Below are 17,416 nucleotides of genomic sequence, written 5' to 3' on the forward strand. Positions count from 1 at the left end.
GATGGCCGTCCTCGGGTGGACCCTGCGCGCCCTGGCCGGCCATTGGCGGCGCCATCCGCTGCAGCTGTTCGCCGTGCTCACCGGGCTGTGGCTGGCCTGCGGCCTGTGGGCCGGGGTCCAGGCGCTCAACGGCCAGGCCCGCGACAGCTACGCGCGGGCCAGCCAGCTGTTCGGTGGCGATCGCCACTACGCCCTGGTCGCACGCCAGGGCGGGCTGTTCGACCAGCAGGCTTTCGTCACGCTGCGCCGCGCCGGCTGGCCGGTCTCGCCGCTGCTGCAAGGCGTTCTGCGCCTGCGCGGGCTGGAGCAGGAGCGCCTGCAGCTGATCGGCATCGAGCCCCTGACCCTGCCCGCCGGCACGGGGCTGGCGGGCGCGGCGGGTGATCGCGAGCAGCTGGCCAATTTTCTCGGCCCGCCGGGACGCACCTGGATCACCGCCGAGACCCTGGGGCAACTCGGCCTGGCGCCCGGTGCCCGTCCGCTCAGCACGTCCGGCCGGGCCCTGCCGCCGCTGCAGATCCGGCCGGGACTGGCGCCCGGGGTGCTGCTGGTGGACATCGGCGAGGCCCAGCGCCTGCTCGACGCCCCCGGGCGGCTGTCGCGGCTGCTGCTCGATGGCGACTTCGTCGCCGCCGACAGGCCACTGCCGGCGGCGTTGGCCGCGCAGCTGGTGCTGCGGCGCAGCGACCCGGCGGCCGATCTGGCGCGCCTCACCGACAGCTTCCACCTCAACCTCAGCGCCCTCGGCCTGCTGGCCTTCGTCGTCGGCCTGTTCATCGTCCACGCCGCCTTCGGCCTGGCCCTGGAGCAGCGCCGCGCGCTGCTGCGCAGCCTGCGCGCCTGCGGGGTCAGCCTGCGCGGCCTGCTGCTGGCGCTGGTCCTGGAGCTGGCTGCGCTGGGCCTGCTCGGCGGCCTGGCCGGCCTGGCCAGCGGCTACGCCCTGGCGGCCTGGCTGCTGCCGGATGTCGCCGCCAGCCTGCGCGGGTTGTATGGCGCCGAAGTAGCCGGCCAGCTCAGCCTCGCGCCGAGTTGGTGGTTGGGCGCGCTGGCGATCTGCCTGCTCGGCGCGCTGCTGGCCGGCGCCGCCAGTTTGCTGCGCGCCGCGCACCTGCCGGTGCTGGCGCTGGCCCAGCCGCAGGCCTGGCAGCAGGCCCAGGCGCGCAGCCTGCGCCGCCAGGCTTGGCTGGCCGCCGTCCTGGGGCTGCTGGCCGGGTTGGCGCTGTGGCTGGGCGACAGCCTGCAGGCCGGCTTCGTCGGCCTCGCCGCGCTGCTGCTGGGGGCGGCCCTGGCCCTGCCGGTGCTGCTCAACCTGCTGTTGGAGGCCCTGCTGCCGCATTGCCGCGGGCCGCTGATTCAGTGGTTCGTCGCCGACAGTCGCCAGCAGCTGCCGGGCCTGGCCCTGGCGTTGATGGCGCTGCTGCTGGCCCTGGCGGCGAATGTCGGCGTCGGCAGCATGACCGAGGGCTTTCGCCAGACCTTCGGCAGCTGGCTCGACCAGCGCCTGGCCGCCGAGCTGTACCTGACGCCGAGGGACTCCGAGCAAGGCGCGGCCATCGAACGCTGGTTGCAGCGCCAGGAACAGGTACAGGCCGTGCTGCCGAGCTGGCGGGTCGAGCTGCCGCTGAACGGCTGGCCGGTCGAGCTGACTGGCATCCGCGAGCACCCCCACTACCGCGCGCACTGGCCGTTGCTGAACGCCGCGGACGCGGCCTGGGAGCGTTTGGCCGCCGGCCAGGGCCTGCTGCTCAGCGAGCAACTGGCGCGGCGCCTGGGCCTGGGTCTGGGCGCGCGCCTGAGCCTGCCCACCCCGCAGGGCGACTGGAGCCTGGAGGTGCTGGGCATCTACGCCGACTACGGCAACCCCAAGGGGCATGCGCTGGTCGACGCGACGGGCCTGCTGCGCCACTGGCCGGGACTGGCGCCGCGCAGCTACAGCCTGCGCCTGGCGAGCGACGCGGTGCCGGCGCTGATCCAGGCCCTGCAGGCGCGCTTCGCCCTGGATGACAGCCGGCTGATCGACCAGGCCGCGCTCAAGGCCTGGTCGCGGCGGGTGTTCGAGCGCACCTTCGCCGCCACCGCCGCCCTCAACAGCCTGACCCTGGGGGTGGCCGGCGTGGCGCTGTTCATCAGCCTGCTGACCCTGGGGCAGACGCGCCTGAACCAGCTGGCGCCACTCTGGGCGCTGGGGGTGGCGAGGGCACGGCTGGCCTGGCTGAGCGCCGGCCAGACCCTGCTGCTGGCCGCGGCGACCCTGTTCCTGGCGCTGCCGTTGGGCCTGTTGCTGGCCTGGTGGCTGGTGGCGGTGATCAACGTGCAGGCCTTCGGCTGGCGCCTGCCGCTGCAGGTCTTTCCCTGGCAGCTGCTGCAATTGTTCGGCCTGGCCCTGCTGGCGAGCCTGCTGGCGGCGGCCTGGCCGCTGTGGCGCCTGGCGCGCAGCACGCCGGCGGCCTTGCTGCGGAGCTTCGTCGATGAACGCTAGACGCCTCGGCCTGGTGATGGCCGCGTGGCTGCTGGCCGCCTGCGAGGGCGAGGCGCCGCCGCCCCAGGGCTTCGCCGGACTGGGCAGCACCGCCGAGGCGTTCGCCCGGGTCGAACCAGGGCGCGTGCTGACGTTCCCCGCCGACCACGCTGCCCATCCGGACTACCGCATCGAGTGGTGGTACCTCACCGCCAACCTCAAGGACCGGCAGGGCCGCGACTGGGGCCTGCAGTGGACGCTGTTTCGCAGCGCCCTACAGCCGGGCGCCAATGCGGCGGACTGGAGCAACCGCCAGCTGTGGATGGGCCATGCGGCGCTGACCGGCCCCCATGGCCACCGCTTCGCCGAGACCTTCGCCCGTGGCGGGGTCGGCCAGGCCGGGGTGGCGTCCGCGCCGCTGCAGGCCTGGATCGACGACTGGCGGCTGCGCAGCCTGTCGCCGCAGCAGGGTGGCCTGGGCGCGCTGCAACTGCAGGCCCGCGGCCGCGACTTCGCCTATCGCCTGCATCTGACCAGCGACCAGGGGCCGGTGCTGCATGGTGAGGGCGGCTACAGCCAGAAGTCCGGCCAGGGCCAGGCGTCCTACTACTACAGCCAGCCGTTCCTGCGGATTCGCGGGGAAGTCGAGCTGGACGGCCAGCGGCATCAGGTCAGCGGCCAGGCCTGGCTCGACCGCGAATGGAGCAGCCAGCCGCTGGCGCCCGATCAGCTGGGTTGGGACTGGTTTTCCCTGCACCTCGACTCGGGCGACAAGCTGATGCTGTTCCAGCTGCGCCACGCCGACGGCCAGCACTACCGCGCCGGCACCTGGATCGGTGCCGATGGCAGCAGCCAGGCCCTCGCCGGGACTGATATCCAGATGACCCCGCGCCACCACAGCCGGGTCGCCGGTCGTCGCCTGCCGACCGCCTGGACCCTGCGCGTCCCGGTCAAGGGCCTGGCCATCGACAGCGTGCCGTTGCACGAGCAGGCCTGGATGGCCACCCGCTTCCCCTACTGGGAGGGGCCGATCCGCTTCGGCGGCAGCCACGCGGGCGTGGGCTACCTGGAGATGACGGGTTACCGATAGGCCGCTCAGCCGCCGCGCAGTAGTCGCCACAGGCTGACCAGCACTAGGCCGCCGGCGGCCAGCAGCGACAGCAGCAGGAGCAGCTGCCGCGGGCTGCGCTGGTTGATGCGGCCCTCCAGGCAGCGGGCCAGGCCGTAGCCGGCCAGTACCGCGGGCGCCAGCTTCACGGCGCCGGCCAGCTGGTCGAGGGGCAGGCGGCCCTGGTGCAGCAGGACCAGCAGCGACAGTGGGGTGCTCAGCAGGAAGAAGGCGGCCAGCTCGTCGCAGGCATCGACGCGGCTGCGCCCCTGGTAGACCAGGGCCATGGGCGGGCCGCCGACCGAGGTGGCGGTGCCCATCAGGCCCGAGCAGAAACCGGCGATGCCGAGGTTGCGCGGGCTGCACGGCAGGGCCAGCCAGCGATAGCTGGACAGCGTCGCCAGCAGCACGCTGCCGCCCAGCAGCAGGCCGAGCCAGGCGGCGGGCAGCAGGCCGAGCAGCAGGGCGCCGCACCAGGCTCCGGGCAGGCGCCCGAGGATGGCCGGCAGCGGCCGGCGCCAGGCCAGCGGCTGGCGCTTGCCGAGCAGCATGCAGCAGGCCAGGACGAGGCCCAGCAGCAGGATCGGCCCCGGCACATAGCCGGGGTCGAGGAGAAACAGCAGCGGCGCGGCGAGCAGGGCGAAGCCGATGCCCAGCAGGGCCTGCACCAGGCTGCCGCCCAGCACGATCAGCAGCGCCAGGCAGTCGACGGCACCGTAGGTCATGGTTGTGCGGCTCGGGCCGAGGTCCTCAGCGGCCGCCGGCGCCGCTGCGCGACTGCTCGGAGTTCTCCACCAGCACCGCTTCGGCCAGCTGGTTGAGCTGTTGCCAGAGTTCGATGGAGATATCCATGCCGCCTTCCAGGGCGCCCTGGTAGGCGCGGGCGAACTGCTCGGGGCTGACCTGGCGGTAGCCGCTGCGCTGGCTGGCGTTGCCGTGCAGCTGGCCGAGCAGGTCGATGCGGGTGCTCAGCAGCAGGGTCAGGGTCTGGGTGTCGGCCGTGGCCGGGTCGACCAGCAGGGCCTCGCTGTAGGTCGGGTAGGCGGCGCCGGCGGCGATGCTGGCGACATGCTCGCTGACCGGCTGCTTGCCGTTCTGCCAGTAGGCCAGGCCGCTGATGCCCTGGCGCGCGCAGTCGACCAGCAGCTTGAGGACGAACTTGCGGTTGTGGCAGTTGCGCACCTTGACGTTGACGCAGCCCTGTTCCAGGGCCTTGGTCTCGGCCAGCTCGATGATGCTCGGCAGGCAGTTCAGGGCGCTGCGGCCGTGGCAGTCGAACAGCAGAGCCTGGCTCTCCTCGGCCAGCAGCTGCAGCGCCGGGCGCTCGCGGTCGGCGACGAAGGGCAGCGCCCGCTGCAATTCGCCGAAGCCCTGCTCGCCGTGCACCTGCAGCCATTTGACCAGGGCGGCGGCGTCCTCGTAGTAGCCCACCGGGTAGCCCATGCCCTCGAACACGCGCTTGAGCAGGGCGGTCAGTTCATTCGACGAAATCAGCATCAGCACGTCTCCAGGGTCGGGGCCAGGGGCAGGAACCAGTCGTCCTCGAACGGCTGGCCGATGTCCTCGAGCAGCGGGGCGCCCTGGAACATGGTGTTGCGCACCCACAGGCGCGAGCGCGGGTCGAACTTGCTGACGCCGAAGAAGGCCAGCTTGCAGCGCAGCAGGTGCATCGGCAGCACGTCGCGGTCGAGCAGGTTGGCCTGGATCTCGCCGTAGTGGGTCTTGGCCATGCTCTGCATGCGCCGCACGATGCCGCGCTGCTCGGGATGACGCAGGAGGAAGCTGGCGGTGCACTGCTCGGGGTGCTCGGCCAGGTAGGCGCAGAGCTGGCGATGGCACTGCTGGGCCAGGTAGCCGATGCCCAGGGGCATCTGCTTGTCGCGCCCGCTCTCCAGGCTGCAGTTGCCCAGGCGCGGCTCCTGTTTCTCCTCGGAACGGTACCAGAAGGTCTCGGTGGCGCCCTCGGCCTCGAAGTCGATGGCCAGGGCCCAGGCGTAGTGCTGCTCGATCAGCCTGCGCAGCTCGCGGGCCGGCATCTGCGGTTGCAGCTCCAGGGACTCGACCAGGGCGAAGCTGTCCTCCAGGTTGTCGACCAGCTCCGGGTAGAGTTCCAGCAGGATGCAGTTGAGCAGCTCCTGGGCCTGCAGGCTGAGCTGGCGCTCGGCCCAGGCCAGCAGCTGCGCCCAGCTCTCCAGGCGCACCGTGGCGAGCCAGTCCTGCAGGGCGGCGAAGTCCTCCAGCACCACCCGGTTGTTCTCGGTCTGCCAGGCGTCCTCGGTGACGGTCTGCTCGATGTGCAAGATGCCGCGCGTGACCAGGACGTGCAGGCGCGCCAGGCGCTCGGCGGTGACCTGGCCGAGGCTGCGTACCCGGGCCAGGGCCAGCTCGCGCATCTCGATCCAGCGGCCGACCAGCTGCGGATGGTTGATCAGGTAGGGCGCCATACCCAGGCCCGTGGAGTTGCCGATGCCGAAGTAGCGCTTGAGCTGCGGCTGCAGCGCCACGGCGGTGTCCGGCGCGCGCCGGCGGGCGATGTGCTCGGCCTGCTGCAGGCTGAAGTTGCGCAGCATGAAGCAGTTGAACATCTCCGCGGCGAACGGGCGGGCGAAGTCCGGGTGCTTGCTGCTGACCTTCTCCCAGTCGGCCATGCCCAGCTTGCCGCTGCCATACACCGCGGTGGTGCGGTAGAGGTAGCCGACCCGGGCGATCTGCTCGACTTGCGGCTGGCGGCCGGCGCTCAGCGCCTCGACCACGCTGTCGAAATTGCGCACGCTGCGGTTGGCCCGCGACAGCACCATCACCCGCGAGTCCAGGCGTCCGGCTTCCTGCAGCGGCACGTTGCGGCGCAGGAACTCGACGTAGTCGTCGTCCACCTCGCCCTCGCACAGGGCCATGGTCAGGTCCCACTCGCTGGCGATCACCCGGTCGTTGCGCTTGTCCGGGTCGAGGTACTGGGAGAACAGCACGAAGCTGAACAGGTCGCCGCTGGTCTGGATGCGGTAGATCACCGTGCCGTAGCCCTGGTCATCCAGGTCGAAGCGCCGTGGCTCGATCCGCCAGCCCTCGCGCATGATCTTGCGCACCAGGCAGCGCATGAAGCTCAGGCGGCTCTGGTGCAGGCTGCCGAGACGCTCCAGGTCCATGACCACGTGGGCTGGACGCATGCGCAGGGACTGGGCCCCGCCGCTCGCGGCATCGATGCTGGAAGGAGTGCTCATAGGCTTGCCCTCGACTGGTGCAGTGCACACCCGGCGGTTTGACCCGCAGGGTGCGGCAGATTGTTTTTATCTGCCGCCGATGGTGGTGCAAGGCCGGGCCCGGAGCAATTCAGATCGGCCTATCAGCTGATAAGTGAAACTTATATAGATGGTGGTTTCGATCAGCTGGAGCCATCGTCGGCCCGCGCCGGATTCAGTGCGTTCTCGCGCAGGATGAATTCGTAGAGCGCCTGGGCCGCCACCGGCAGGGAACGGTTGGCCAGGCAGACGATGCCGATGTCGCGGCTGACCAGCGGATCGCTCAGGGGAATGAAGCGCAGGCGCTCATGCCCGGCCGCAAAGGCGAAGCGCGGCAGGGTGGTGATGCCCATGCCGGCCTCGAGCATGGCCAGCAGCGAGATCATGTTGGACATATAGAACTGCGAGTCGGCCACCAGCTCCTCGGCCTCGGTGCCGGCCAGCAGGCGCGAGGTGCCATTGGCGATCAGCCGCTCGCCGTTCAGCTGTTGCCAGCCCAGTTGCGCCTCGCCGGCCAGGCGATGGTCGTCGCGGCAGACCACGCCGATGCTGTCCTCCCAGATGGGGGTGAAGCGGATGTCGCTGTCCGCCTCCCACAGGCTGGCGATGCCGAAGTCCACCTGCTGGTTCTCCACCATCGCCAGCACCGCCTCGGAGCTGTCGTCGAACAGGCTGACGTGCAGGTCGGTGGCATCGCCGATGAAGCGGGCGAGGATGTCCGGCAGCAGGCGGCTGGCGATCGAGGGAACCGAGGCGATGCGCAGGTGCCCGGACTTGTGCTGGGCGATCAGGTTCATGTCGTTGACCACCCGGTCGTGGTGGGCGATCAGCTCCTTGGCGTAGACCATGAACTGCACGCCGAAGGGCGTCAGCTCCGGTCGCGCCGCGCGGGCATTGCGCTTCTCGAACAGGGCCTGGCCGAGCTTGCCCTCCAGGTCGCGGATCGACAGGGAGATCGCCGGCTGGGTGCGGTGCGCTTTTTCCGCCGCGGCGTGGAAGCCCTGGAGCTCGGCGACCCAGACGAAATGCCGCAGTTGGGCGATCTTCAGCTCGGGCAGCATGGTAAGTTTTCCTTATCAAACAATATTTACTATTAATTTTAGTTTATTTCGGAGCGCGCCTACCATTCGGCTACAGCTTGAGAGGAGGCGCACATGTCCACTGATATCTTCCGCAACTACATCAACGGTGAATGGGTCACCGGCACCGCCAGCGTGAGCAACATCAGCCCGGCGAACATCCAGGACGTGCTGGGCCAGTATGCCCAGGCCGATGCCGAGCAGGTCGAGCAGGCCCTGGCCGCCGCCGAGGCAGGGCAGGCGCAGTGGCAGCAGAGCGGCCTGGAGCAGCGCTACCAGGTGCTGATGGCCATCGGCGACGAGCTGATCGAGCGCAAGGCCGAACTGGGCGAGCAACTGGCCCGCGAAGAGGGCAAGACCCTGGCCGAGGGCATGGGTGAAGTCTACCGCTCCGGCCAGTTCTTCCATTACTACGCCGCCGAAGTGCTGCGCCAGATGGGCGAGACCGCCGATTCGGTGCGCCCCGGCGTGGAGATCGAGACCCGCCGCGAGCCGGTGGGCGTGGTCGCCGTCATCACCCCGTGGAACTTCCCCATGGCCACCGCGGCCTGGAAGATCGCTCCGGCCCTGGCCTTCGGCAACGCCGTGGTGTTCAAACCGGCCAACGCGGTGCCGGCCAGCGCCTGGTCGCTGACCGAGATCATCTCCCGCCAGGGCCTGCCCGCCGGCACCTTCAACCTGGTGATGGGCAGCGGCGCCACGGTCGGCGACGCGCTGATCCACTCCAACAAGATCCAGGCCCTGAGCTTCACCGGCTCGGTGGAGACCGGGCGCAAGGTGGCCGCCGCCACTGCCGCCAACTTCGTCCGCTGCCAGCTGGAGATGGGCAGCAAGAACGCCCTGATCGTGCTCGACGACGCCGACCTGGAGCAGGCCGTTGACTGCGCGCTGAACGGCGCCTTCTTCGGCACCGGGCAGAAGTGCACCGCCTCCTCGCGGCTGATCGTCACCGCCGGCGTGCACGACCGCTTCGTCGCCAGGCTGGTCGAGCGCATGGGCCAGCTCAAGGTCGGCTACCCGTTGCGCGAGGGCGTGCAGATCGGCGCGGTGATCGACGGCAAGCAGCTGGAGCAGAACCTGCGTTACATCGAGCAGGCCAAGGCCGAGGGCGCGGTGCTGGCCTGTGGCGGCGAGCGCATCGACGAGGAGTACGAAGGCTTCTATATGCGCCCGGCGCTGTTCGTCGACACCCGCAACGACATGCAGATCAACCGCGACGAGGTGTTCGGCCCGATCGCCTGCGTGATCAAGGTCGATGACTACGAGCAGGCCCTGGCCACCCTCAACGACACCGACTTCGGCCTCACCGCCGGGATCATGACCCAGTCGCTGAAGGTCGCCAGCGACTTCAAGCGCCGCGCCAAGACCGGCTGCGTGATGGTCAACCTGCCGACCGCCGGCACCGACTACCACGTGCCCTTCGGCGGCCGTAAGAACTCCAGCTTCGGCCCGCGCGAGCAGGGCACCTACGCCCGCGAGTTCTACACCGTGGTCAAGACCACCTACATCCGTGCCTGAGGGCGTGCGCCATGCATGACGAACTGATCGTGATCGACGGGTTGCAGTACTCCAACTGGTCCCGCGAGATCTTCACCCAACTGCGCGAGGGCGGCGTCAGCGCCGTGCACGCGACCCTGGTGTACCACGAGAACGCCCGCGAGACCCTGAGCCGCCTCGGCGAGTGGAACCGCCGCTTCGAGCAGCACGGCGACCTGATCATGCCGGTGGCCGGCGCCGCCGACATCCGTCGGGCCAAGGAGCTGGGCAAGGTCGGGGTGTTCTTCGGCGCGCAGAACTGCTCGCCGATCGAGGACGATATCGCCCTGATCGAGGTGTTCCGCCAGCTCAACCTGCTGATCATGCAGCTGACCTACAACAACCAGAGCCTGCTGGCCACCGGTTGCTACGAGGGCAGCGACAGCGGCATCACCCGCTTCGGCAAGCAGGCCATCGCCGAGATGAACCGGGTCGGCATGCTCATCGACATGTCCCACAGCGCCGAACGCAGCACCCTGGAGGCGATCGAGCTGTCGAGCCGGCCGATCATCATCTCCCACGCCAACCCGGCGTTCTTCCACCCGGCCAAGCGCAACAAGTCGGAGACCGTGCTGCGCGAGCTGGGCCAGTCCGGTGGCCTGCTCGGCTTCAGCCTGTATCCCTTCCACCTGCACAACGGCTCGGACTGCAGCCTGGATCAGTTCTGTGACATGGTCGCGCGCACCGCCGACCTGATGGGCATCGACCACATCGGCATCGGCACCGACCTGTGCCAGAACCAGCCGCAGTCGGTGCTGGAGTGGATGCGCAGCGGCCGCTGGTCGAAGCAGGTCGACTATGGCGAGGGCTCGGCGAGCAACGCCGACTGGCCCAAGCCGCTCGGCTGGTTCGGCGACAGCCGCGATTTCCCCAATATCACCCAGGGCCTGCTGCAGCGCGGTTTCACTGCGCAGGACACCGCCAAGGTGATGGGTCTCAACTGGCTGAACACCCTGGAACAGGGGCTCAAGCCTGCCCAATAACGGTCCTGAACAACCAACAAGTACAAGATTCTTGTCAGGAGGCTGTAATGAATAGCACCCAAACGGCTACCCAAACGGGGGCACCGGTGATGAGCGACAAAGGCAAACTGCTGCACGGCGTGGATATCCCGGTGTTCCTCATGAGCGGCGGATTCGTCCTGCTGTTCGCCGTCCTCGCCCTGTGGGACATCGAACTGATGACCCAGTGGGTCAACGGCGCCTTCGCCTGGTCGACCAAGTTGTTCGGCGCCTACTGGCAGGTATTGCTGCTGCTGACCTTCGTCATCGGCCTCTACCTGGCCCTCGGTCGTACCGGCCGGGTGCGCCTTGGCGCCCTGGCCAAGCCGGAGATGCCGACCTTCACCTGGGTCTGCGTGATCATGTGCACCCTGCTGGCCGGCGGCGGCGTGTTCTGGGCCGCGGCCGAGCCGATGGCGCACTTCCTCTCGCCGCCACCGCTGCACGGCGGCGAGACCGGCACCCCGCAGGCGGCCTACAACGCGCTGGCGCAGAGCTTCATGCACTGGGGCTTCCTGGCCTGGGCGATCCTCGGCAGCCTGACCGGCATCGTGCTGATGCACCTGCACTACGAGAAGGGCCTGCCGCTCAAGCCGCGCACCTTGCTCTACCCGCTGTTCGGCGAGCGCGTGATGACCGGCTGGTTCGGCGCCCTGATCGACGCCTGCTGCGTGCTGGCGGTGGTCGCCGGCACCATCGGCCCGATCGGCTTCCTCGGCCTGCAGGTGAGCTTCGGCCTGGAGAAGCTGTTCGGCGTCAGCAACGACTACGCCACCCAGGTGACCATCATCGGCGTGCTGGTGGCGGTCTACACCCTCTCGGCGGTGTCCGGAGTGGCCCGCGGCATCCAGTGGCTGAGCCAGATCAACGTGGTCCTGGCGGTGGCGCTGATGCTGTTCATCCTGCTGCTGGGGCCGACCGGCTTCATCGTCGACGCCTACCTGCAGGCCATGGGCATCTACCTGGACAAGTTCATCCCGATGGCCACCTTCCGCGCCGACCCGGCCTGGCTGGACTGGTGGACGGTGTTCTTCTGGGGCTGGTTCCTCGGCTACGGCCCGCTGATGGCCATGTTCGTCGCGCGCATCTCCCGCGGTCGCACCCTGCGCGAGCTGGTGCTGACCATCTCGGTGGTGGCGCCGGTGATCACCTGCTTCTGGTTCACCATCGTCGGCGGCAGCGGCCTGTCCTTCGAGCTGAGCAACCCCGGCTCGGTGTCGGAGGCCTTCGCCGGCTTCAACCTGCCCGGCGCCTTGCTGGCGATCACCGCGCAGCTGCCCCTGGGCTACCTGATGTCGGTGCTGTTTCTGATCCTCACGGTGATCTTCGTCACCACCACCGGCGACTCGATGACCTACACCATCTCCATGGTGATGACCGGTACCGACCACCCGCGCGCCGAGATCCGCGTGTTCTGGGGCGTGATGATGGGCGTGGTGGCGGCGCTGCTGATCTCCATCGGCGCCGGCGGCATCAGCGCGCTGCAATCGTTCATCGTCATCACCGCCGTGCCGGTGTCGCTGATCCTGCTGCCGTCGCTGTGGAACGCGCCGCAGATCGCCAAGCGCATGGCCGACGAGCAAGGGCTCTAATCCCCGCAACTTTTGGGGGAACGTGGCGCAAGCCACCTCCCTCTTTTTTATTCCTCTCTCGAACCAGGAGCACGCCATGAAACAGGCCGTGAAGACCCAGCTGTTCCCGTCCAAGGCCCCGCTGGAGTGGGCGGTGATCGGCAACGGCACGCTGTACACCGCGCAGATCCCCATCGACGTCCAGGGCCAGGTGGTGCCCGGCGGCATCGAGGCGCAGACCCGCCAGACCCTGGACAACCTCAAGCACACCCTGGAGTGCGCGGGGCTGGGCCTGGACGCGGTGAACCAGGTGCTGATCTACGTCACCGACCGCAGCTACCTGGCCACGGTCAATGCGGTGTATGCCGAGTACTTCAGTGCCCCTTACCCGAACCGAGCGGCCATGGTCATCGCCGGCCTGGCCCGCGAGGAAATGCTGGTGGAGCTGGTGGTCTACGCCAGCGCCTGATTCCGGCATCCGCATGGCGTGCCTGAGCGGTGATCCCGCCGGGCGTGCCGAGCGCCCTCGGCGCTCACCCACCTTGTCGGCCGACCGCGCCGACCAAGGTCTCTTTGACCCCCGCCTGCGCAAGCGCCGCCTGTCCACAAGACAGGCGGCGCTTGTCACCCTCGGTCGGCCTGGCGCCGGCGCAGCGTCTACCTTTAATGCTCAGGGCAAGGGAAGGCTCCTTGAACGGCGCGTTCGTCTCATGCGCGGGCCTCGGCCAGCTTGAGATTCGCGCCCAGCGCAGGCAGCATGCAGCCTGCGCTGGCGGGCCTGACGCGCCAGTGGGCGAGGGTCCGGGCGGCGAAACCCATGGTTTCGACTGCACGCCGTCGCATCAATTGAGCCGAAGGAGCGAGCAAGTGCGTGCAACCCGAGCCAAGCTGTTGCGCAACCTGGATTGGCGAATGGCGCTCGGCGCGTTGCTGCTGTGGGCGCTGCTGGCCGCAGCGGTAGCCTTCGTCGCCGGGCGCAGCGAGCGCGAGCGTGCGCTGCAACTGCTGCACAGCGAACTGCAGTCGCTCAGTCAGCTGCGTGTCGAGTCGCTGGCGCGGCAGATCGACCGGCGTCGCCAGCAGGTGCGTTTGCTCGCCAGGACGCCCCCGGCCCTGGGAATGGTGGCGGCCAGCCATCAGCAAGGCCTCGACGCGCTTGGGCAGAGCTCCTATGAGTCGTGGCAGAGCCGCCTGGAAACCATCTTCAGCGCCTTCGTCAGCACCACCCCCGACGTGCTGCAGGTGCGCCTGATCGGCGTCGCCGACCAGGGCCGCGAGCTGATTCGCGTGGTCCAGCGCAAGGGCCGGGTGCAGGTGCAGGCGCCCAACCAGCTGCAGTCACGCGGCGATGCCGCGTACTTCCGCGAGGCTGTCCGCCTGCAGGACAACGAGGTGCATATTTCCGCCATCGAACTGAGCCGCGAGCACGGCGACGAGCGGTCGCCGCTGGTGCCGACCATGCGGGTGGCGACCCCGCTGTTCGACAGTGCCGGCGAGCTGTTCGGCATCGTCCTGGTGGACCTGGATGCCGGCCGACTGCTGGCCACCATGCAGACCGGTTCGGACGAGAAGCAGCTGCGGGTCTATATGACCGATCAGAACGGCTATTTCCTCCTGCACCCGGACCCGAACAAGGCGTTTGCCTTCGAACCCGGCCGCACCTGGCGCTGGCAGGACGAGTTCCGCGAGCTGGATTCGCCGGCCGGCTCGCGCAAGCTGCAACTGCTGCAGAACGCCGCCACCCAGGCCTATGCGGTGACCCGTCGCTTGCGCCTCAATCCCGGTGCCCGCGACGGCCGTAGCCTGACCATCGCCATGGCGGTGACCGAGGCGCCGGTGGTGGCCGCCGTGGCCTCCGCGCGTCAGACCGCCCTGCTGGCGATGCTCGGCGGCGGCCTGCTCGCCGCCTTGCTGGCGTTCGCCTTTCAACGCCAGCGGCGCACGCTCTATCGCCGCCGCGCCGAGCTGGCGGCCATAGTCGGCGGCGCCCAGGACGCGATCATCGGCACCGACCTGGCTGGCGTGGTCAGCAGCTGGAACCCGGCCGCCGAGCGGATGTTCGGCTATGCCGCCAACGAGGCCGTCGGCCGCCCACTGGCCGAGCTGATCGTGCCGCCGGAGCAGATCGAGGAGGATGCCTCGATTCACCGCCGCGCCGCCGGCGGTGAGCCGGTGCCGGGGATCGAATCCGTGCGCCGGCGCCGCGATGGCAGCGAGTTCGCCGTATCCCTGTTGGTCACGCCGATCATCGCCCAGGGCAACGGCGTCGCCGGCCTGGCCGACACCATTCGCGACGTCAGCGCGCAGCGTCTGGCCGAGCGCAAGGTCCGCGAGATGAACGCCGCGCTCGAGCGCCAGGTGGCCGAACGCACCCAGCAGATTCAACGCCTTGCGTCCCTGCAGCAGGCGATCGTCGCCGATGCCAGCTACGCCATGGTGGCCACCGACCTGGACGGCTTGATCACCCTGTTCAACCCGGCCGCGGAGAAGCTGTTCGGCTATGCCGCCGAGGAGCTGTTGGGGCGCCAGACGCCGCTGCTCTGGCACGATGGCGAGGAGCTTGCGGAGCGCGCCCAGGCGTTCGCCCGGGAACTGCAGCAGCCGCTGGGGCCAGGGTTCGAGGTGCTGGTGGCCAAGTCCCGCCGTGGCGTGGCCAATCGGCACCAGTGGTCGGTGCTGCGCAAGGACGGCACCCGGCTGGCGGTGCTGCTGGATATCAGCGCGCTGCGCGACGAGCACGGGGTCATCCAGGGCTACCTCGCCATGGCCTCGGATATTTCCCGGCAGCAGCAGAGCCAGCGCGAGTTGCTGGCCACCCGGGACCAGCTGGCCAAGATCGTCGAGGTCGCCAGGCTCGGCATCTGGACCTGGGTGCCGGCCGACGATTCGTTGATCTGGAACGCCCGCATGTTCGAGCTCTATCAACAGCCGCCGAGCCTGAACGGACAGGGCCTCAACTACGCCCATTGGCGCTCGCGGGTCCATCCCGAGGACATCGAGGCGACGGAGGCGGCGCTGCGGGCGGCCGTCGAGGGGCGTGGGGAGTATGACCCGGTGTTCCGCATCGTGCTGCCGGATGGCCAGATCCGCCATATCCAGGCCGGCGCCTATGTGGAGCGCGACGATCAGGGCCAGGCCCTGCGCGTTACCGGCATCAATCTCGATATCAGCGCGCAGCGCCAGGTCGAGTCGACCCTGCGCGGGGCCAAGGAACAGGCCGAGGCAGCCGGCCAGGCCCAGCTCGGCATGTTCGACTTCTCGACGAGCGAGGGGCAAACGATCACGCACGATCCACAGGCGTTCAGCCTCGATTGCCAGCGCGCGGAGGCGCCCGAAGGCAGTGGGCCGGCCGCGAGCAAGGCGCCGTCGGCCGCCCGCGCTACGCCGGGCCGACCGCGCGGGCTGTCGGGTCTGCGCCTGCTGCTGGTCGAGGACAATCCGACCAACCAGCTGGTGGCCCGCGAACTGCTGATCAGCGCCGGGGCCGAGGTGGCGGTGGCCAGCGACGGCCAGGTGGGCATCGCCGCGGTACAGGGGGCCGATCCGCAGTTCGATGCGGTGCTGATGGACATCCAGATGCCCGGCATCGACGGTTACGAGGCCACCCGCGAGCTTCGCCGCCATTACACTCGCGAACAACTGCCGATCATCGCCATGACGGCCAACGCGATGCCGGCCGACCGCGCGGCCGCTCTGGACGCGGGGATGAACGAGCATGTCGGCAAGCCGTTCGAACTGGCGACGCTGGTGGCGGTGATCCGTCAACTGAGCGGGCGTGGCGCCGACGCTGCGCCCGCGCCCGCCGTGGCGCCGCCGCGGGCGGCGCGCAGGGTGCTCGATGACGAGGCCGCATTGCGCCGTTTCGACGGCAGCCGGCGGATCTACCAGCAGGCGCTGGGTAAGTTCAGCAGCGATGCGCAGGCCCAGCTTGCCGAGCTGCCGATTACCCTTGAGCCGGAAAGGGAAGGGCTGCTGCGCCAGCTGCACAGTTTGAAGGGGCTGGCCGCGACCATCGGCGCCGAGACATTTGCCGCGCTGGCCGCCGATGCCTGCAAACTGCTCGCCCCGGGCTGTTCGCAGGAACGCTGGACGGCCATGCGGGCGGCGCTGATGGAGGCGGGCCAGGGCGCGGTGAGCGCGGCGCAGGCGCTGCTCGAGACCGCAGCCGAACCAGCCGAGCTGGCCGCCGTGCCGCCGCCAGCGGCGCCGCTGGATGACCAGGACGGCAGAAATGAGCTGTTGGCGTTGTGGCGGCTGCTCGAGGCCAATAACATGGACGCCCTGTGCGTCTACGACCGACTGCACAAGCATTATCAGGGGGCGTCAGTGCACGCATTCAAGCAGCTCGGCGAGGCGATCGAGCAACTCGATTTCACCGCGGCAGCGGCACAGTGCCAGGCGCTGTTGGAGAGCACGGAGGGGGCATGAGCATAGGCGGCGAAGGGCCAGGCCCCTACGACCTCGGCGGCAGGCGTGCGCGCCTGCTGGTGGTCGACGACGAACCGGTGTTCGTCAAGTTGATCCACCAGTTGTTTTCTGCCGAGCATGAGGTGTTCATGGCCACCAGCGGCGAGGAGGCCTTGAGGATCTATGCCCGTTCGGCCCCCGACCTGATCCTGCTGGACGTCATGATGCCGGGCATGGACGGACTCGAGCTGTGCCGGCAGTTGAAGCGGTTGCCGGATGCCCGGGCGATCCCGGTGATCTTCGTCACCGGACACGAGTCGCTGGACGAAGAGACGGCCTGCTGGAACGCCGGTGGCGTCGACTTCGTCAACAAGCCGTTCAATCCGCTGACCCTGCGCAATCGCGTGAATGTCCACCTGGCGCTGAAGTTTCAGGCCGATCGCCTGCGCGAAATGGCCTTCGTCGACGGCCTGACCGGGATCGCCAATCGGCGTCAGTTCGAGGAGCGGCTGGGGCAGGAGTACCGGCGCAGCCGGCGCAACGGCACCTCGCTGGCCTTGCTGATGATCGATGTCGACTGCTTCAAGCCCTACAACGATCGCTATGGCCACCAGGCCGGCGACGAATGCCTGCGCCAGGTGGCGGCGCTGTTGAGTGCGAACATGCAGCGTCCCGGCGACCTGGCGGCGCGCTACGGTGGCGAGGAGTTCGCCTTCCTGCTGCCGGAGACGGACGCCAAGGGCGCACGGGTCATCGCCGAGCGTCTGGTCGAGACGGTGCGCCAACTCAACCTGGAGCACCTCGACTCCAGTGTCGCCGCCGTGCTGACCGTCAGCATCGGTGCGGCCGTGCTGGACCCGGACTCGAGCGACTCCTGCGAGGCGCTGATCACCCAGGCCGACGCGCAGCTCTATCGGGCCAAGAAGCAGGGGCGTGGGCGCGTCTGCTGCGGCCTGACCTCGGCGCCGCGTGGTGAAGCGGCGCGGCCCTGAGCCCGGTCAGCCAGGCCCTGGGCGCGCC

At 69.3% G+C, this 17,416-nt stretch carries 12 protein-coding genes; 8 read left to right on the plus strand and 4 right to left on the minus strand.

Annotated features, from left to right (window positions below; translation table 11 throughout):
• Position 1: 1 nt before the first annotated feature.
• Both LPB260_RS27075 and LPB260_RS27080 read left to right on the plus strand, forming a co-directional pair.
• A complete protein-coding gene (locus LPB260_RS27075; protein WP_208708968.1) occupies positions 2-2,479 on the plus strand; it encodes an FtsX-like permease family protein in 2,478 nt (825 codons plus the stop codon).
• On the plus strand, positions 2,469-3,548 hold the full coding sequence (locus tag LPB260_RS27080) for a lipocalin-like domain-containing protein (protein ID WP_208708969.1): 1,080 nt from the start codon (positions 2,469-2,471) through the stop codon (positions 3,546-3,548). The genes LPB260_RS27075 and LPB260_RS27080 overlap by 11 nt, the downstream gene beginning before the upstream one ends.
• 5 nt (positions 3,549-3,553) lie before the next feature.
• Here LPB260_RS27080 and LPB260_RS27085 read toward each other — a convergent pair whose 3' ends face one another.
• From LPB260_RS27085 to LPB260_RS27100, 4 genes are all read right to left on the minus strand, one after another.
• Positions 3,554-4,291: a TSUP family transporter gene (locus tag LPB260_RS27085; RefSeq protein ID WP_208708970.1), complete on the minus strand. Its 738-nt coding sequence runs from the start codon at positions 4,289-4,291 to the stop codon at positions 3,554-3,556.
• Positions 4,292-4,316: 25 nt separating this feature from the next.
• Positions 4,317-5,063 carry a DUF3726 domain-containing protein gene (locus LPB260_RS27090; RefSeq protein WP_208708971.1) on the minus strand — a complete coding sequence of 249 codons (747 nt, stop codon included), beginning with the start codon at positions 5,061-5,063 and terminating at the stop codon, positions 4,317-4,319.
• Entirely contained in the window at positions 5,063-6,784 is a 1,722-nt protein-coding gene (locus tag LPB260_RS27095) for a hypothetical protein (RefSeq protein ID WP_208708972.1), read from the minus strand. The genes LPB260_RS27090 and LPB260_RS27095 overlap by 1 nt, the downstream gene beginning before the upstream one ends.
• Before the next feature lie 161 nt (positions 6,785-6,945).
• Entirely contained in the window at positions 6,946-7,863 is a 918-nt protein-coding gene (locus LPB260_RS27100; protein WP_208708973.1) for a LysR family transcriptional regulator, read from the minus strand.
• 93 nt (positions 7,864-7,956) lie between these two features.
• On the opposite strand from LPB260_RS27100, the gene LPB260_RS27105 reads away from it, so the two are divergent.
• The 6 genes from LPB260_RS27105 (at position 7,957) to LPB260_RS27130 (ending at position 17,388) form a co-directional block, all read left to right on the plus strand.
• On the plus strand, positions 7,957-9,399 hold the full coding sequence (locus LPB260_RS27105) for an aldehyde dehydrogenase family protein (protein WP_208708974.1): 1,443 nt from the start codon (positions 7,957-7,959) through the stop codon (positions 9,397-9,399).
• Between the two features lie 11 nt (positions 9,400-9,410).
• Positions 9,411-10,400, plus strand: a complete 990-nt coding sequence (locus tag LPB260_RS27110) for a membrane dipeptidase (protein WP_208708975.1) — start codon at positions 9,411-9,413, stop codon at positions 10,398-10,400.
• A 47-nt stretch (positions 10,401-10,447) separates the two neighbouring features.
• Entirely contained in the window at positions 10,448-12,010 is a 1,563-nt protein-coding gene (locus tag LPB260_RS27115) for a BCCT family transporter (protein WP_208708976.1), read from the plus strand.
• 76 nt (positions 12,011-12,086) lie between these two features.
• Entirely contained in the window at positions 12,087-12,458 is a 372-nt protein-coding gene (locus LPB260_RS27120; protein WP_208708977.1) for a RidA family protein, read from the plus strand.
• A gap of 398 nt (positions 12,459-12,856) precedes the next feature.
• The gene (locus LPB260_RS27125; protein ID WP_208708978.1) at positions 12,857-16,417 is read left to right on the plus strand and encodes a PAS domain S-box protein; all 3,561 of its coding nucleotides are present in this window, start codon (positions 12,857-12,859) and stop codon (positions 16,415-16,417) included.
• Positions 16,414-17,388 (plus strand): diguanylate cyclase domain-containing protein, encoded by a 975-nt coding sequence (locus LPB260_RS27130; protein WP_208708979.1) that lies wholly within the window; start codon positions 16,414-16,416, stop codon positions 17,386-17,388. The genes LPB260_RS27125 and LPB260_RS27130 overlap by 4 nt, the downstream gene beginning before the upstream one ends.
• The last annotated feature ends 28 nt before the right edge of the window (positions 17,389-17,416 follow it).

The organism is Pseudomonas sp. LPB0260, from assembly GCF_013388395.1.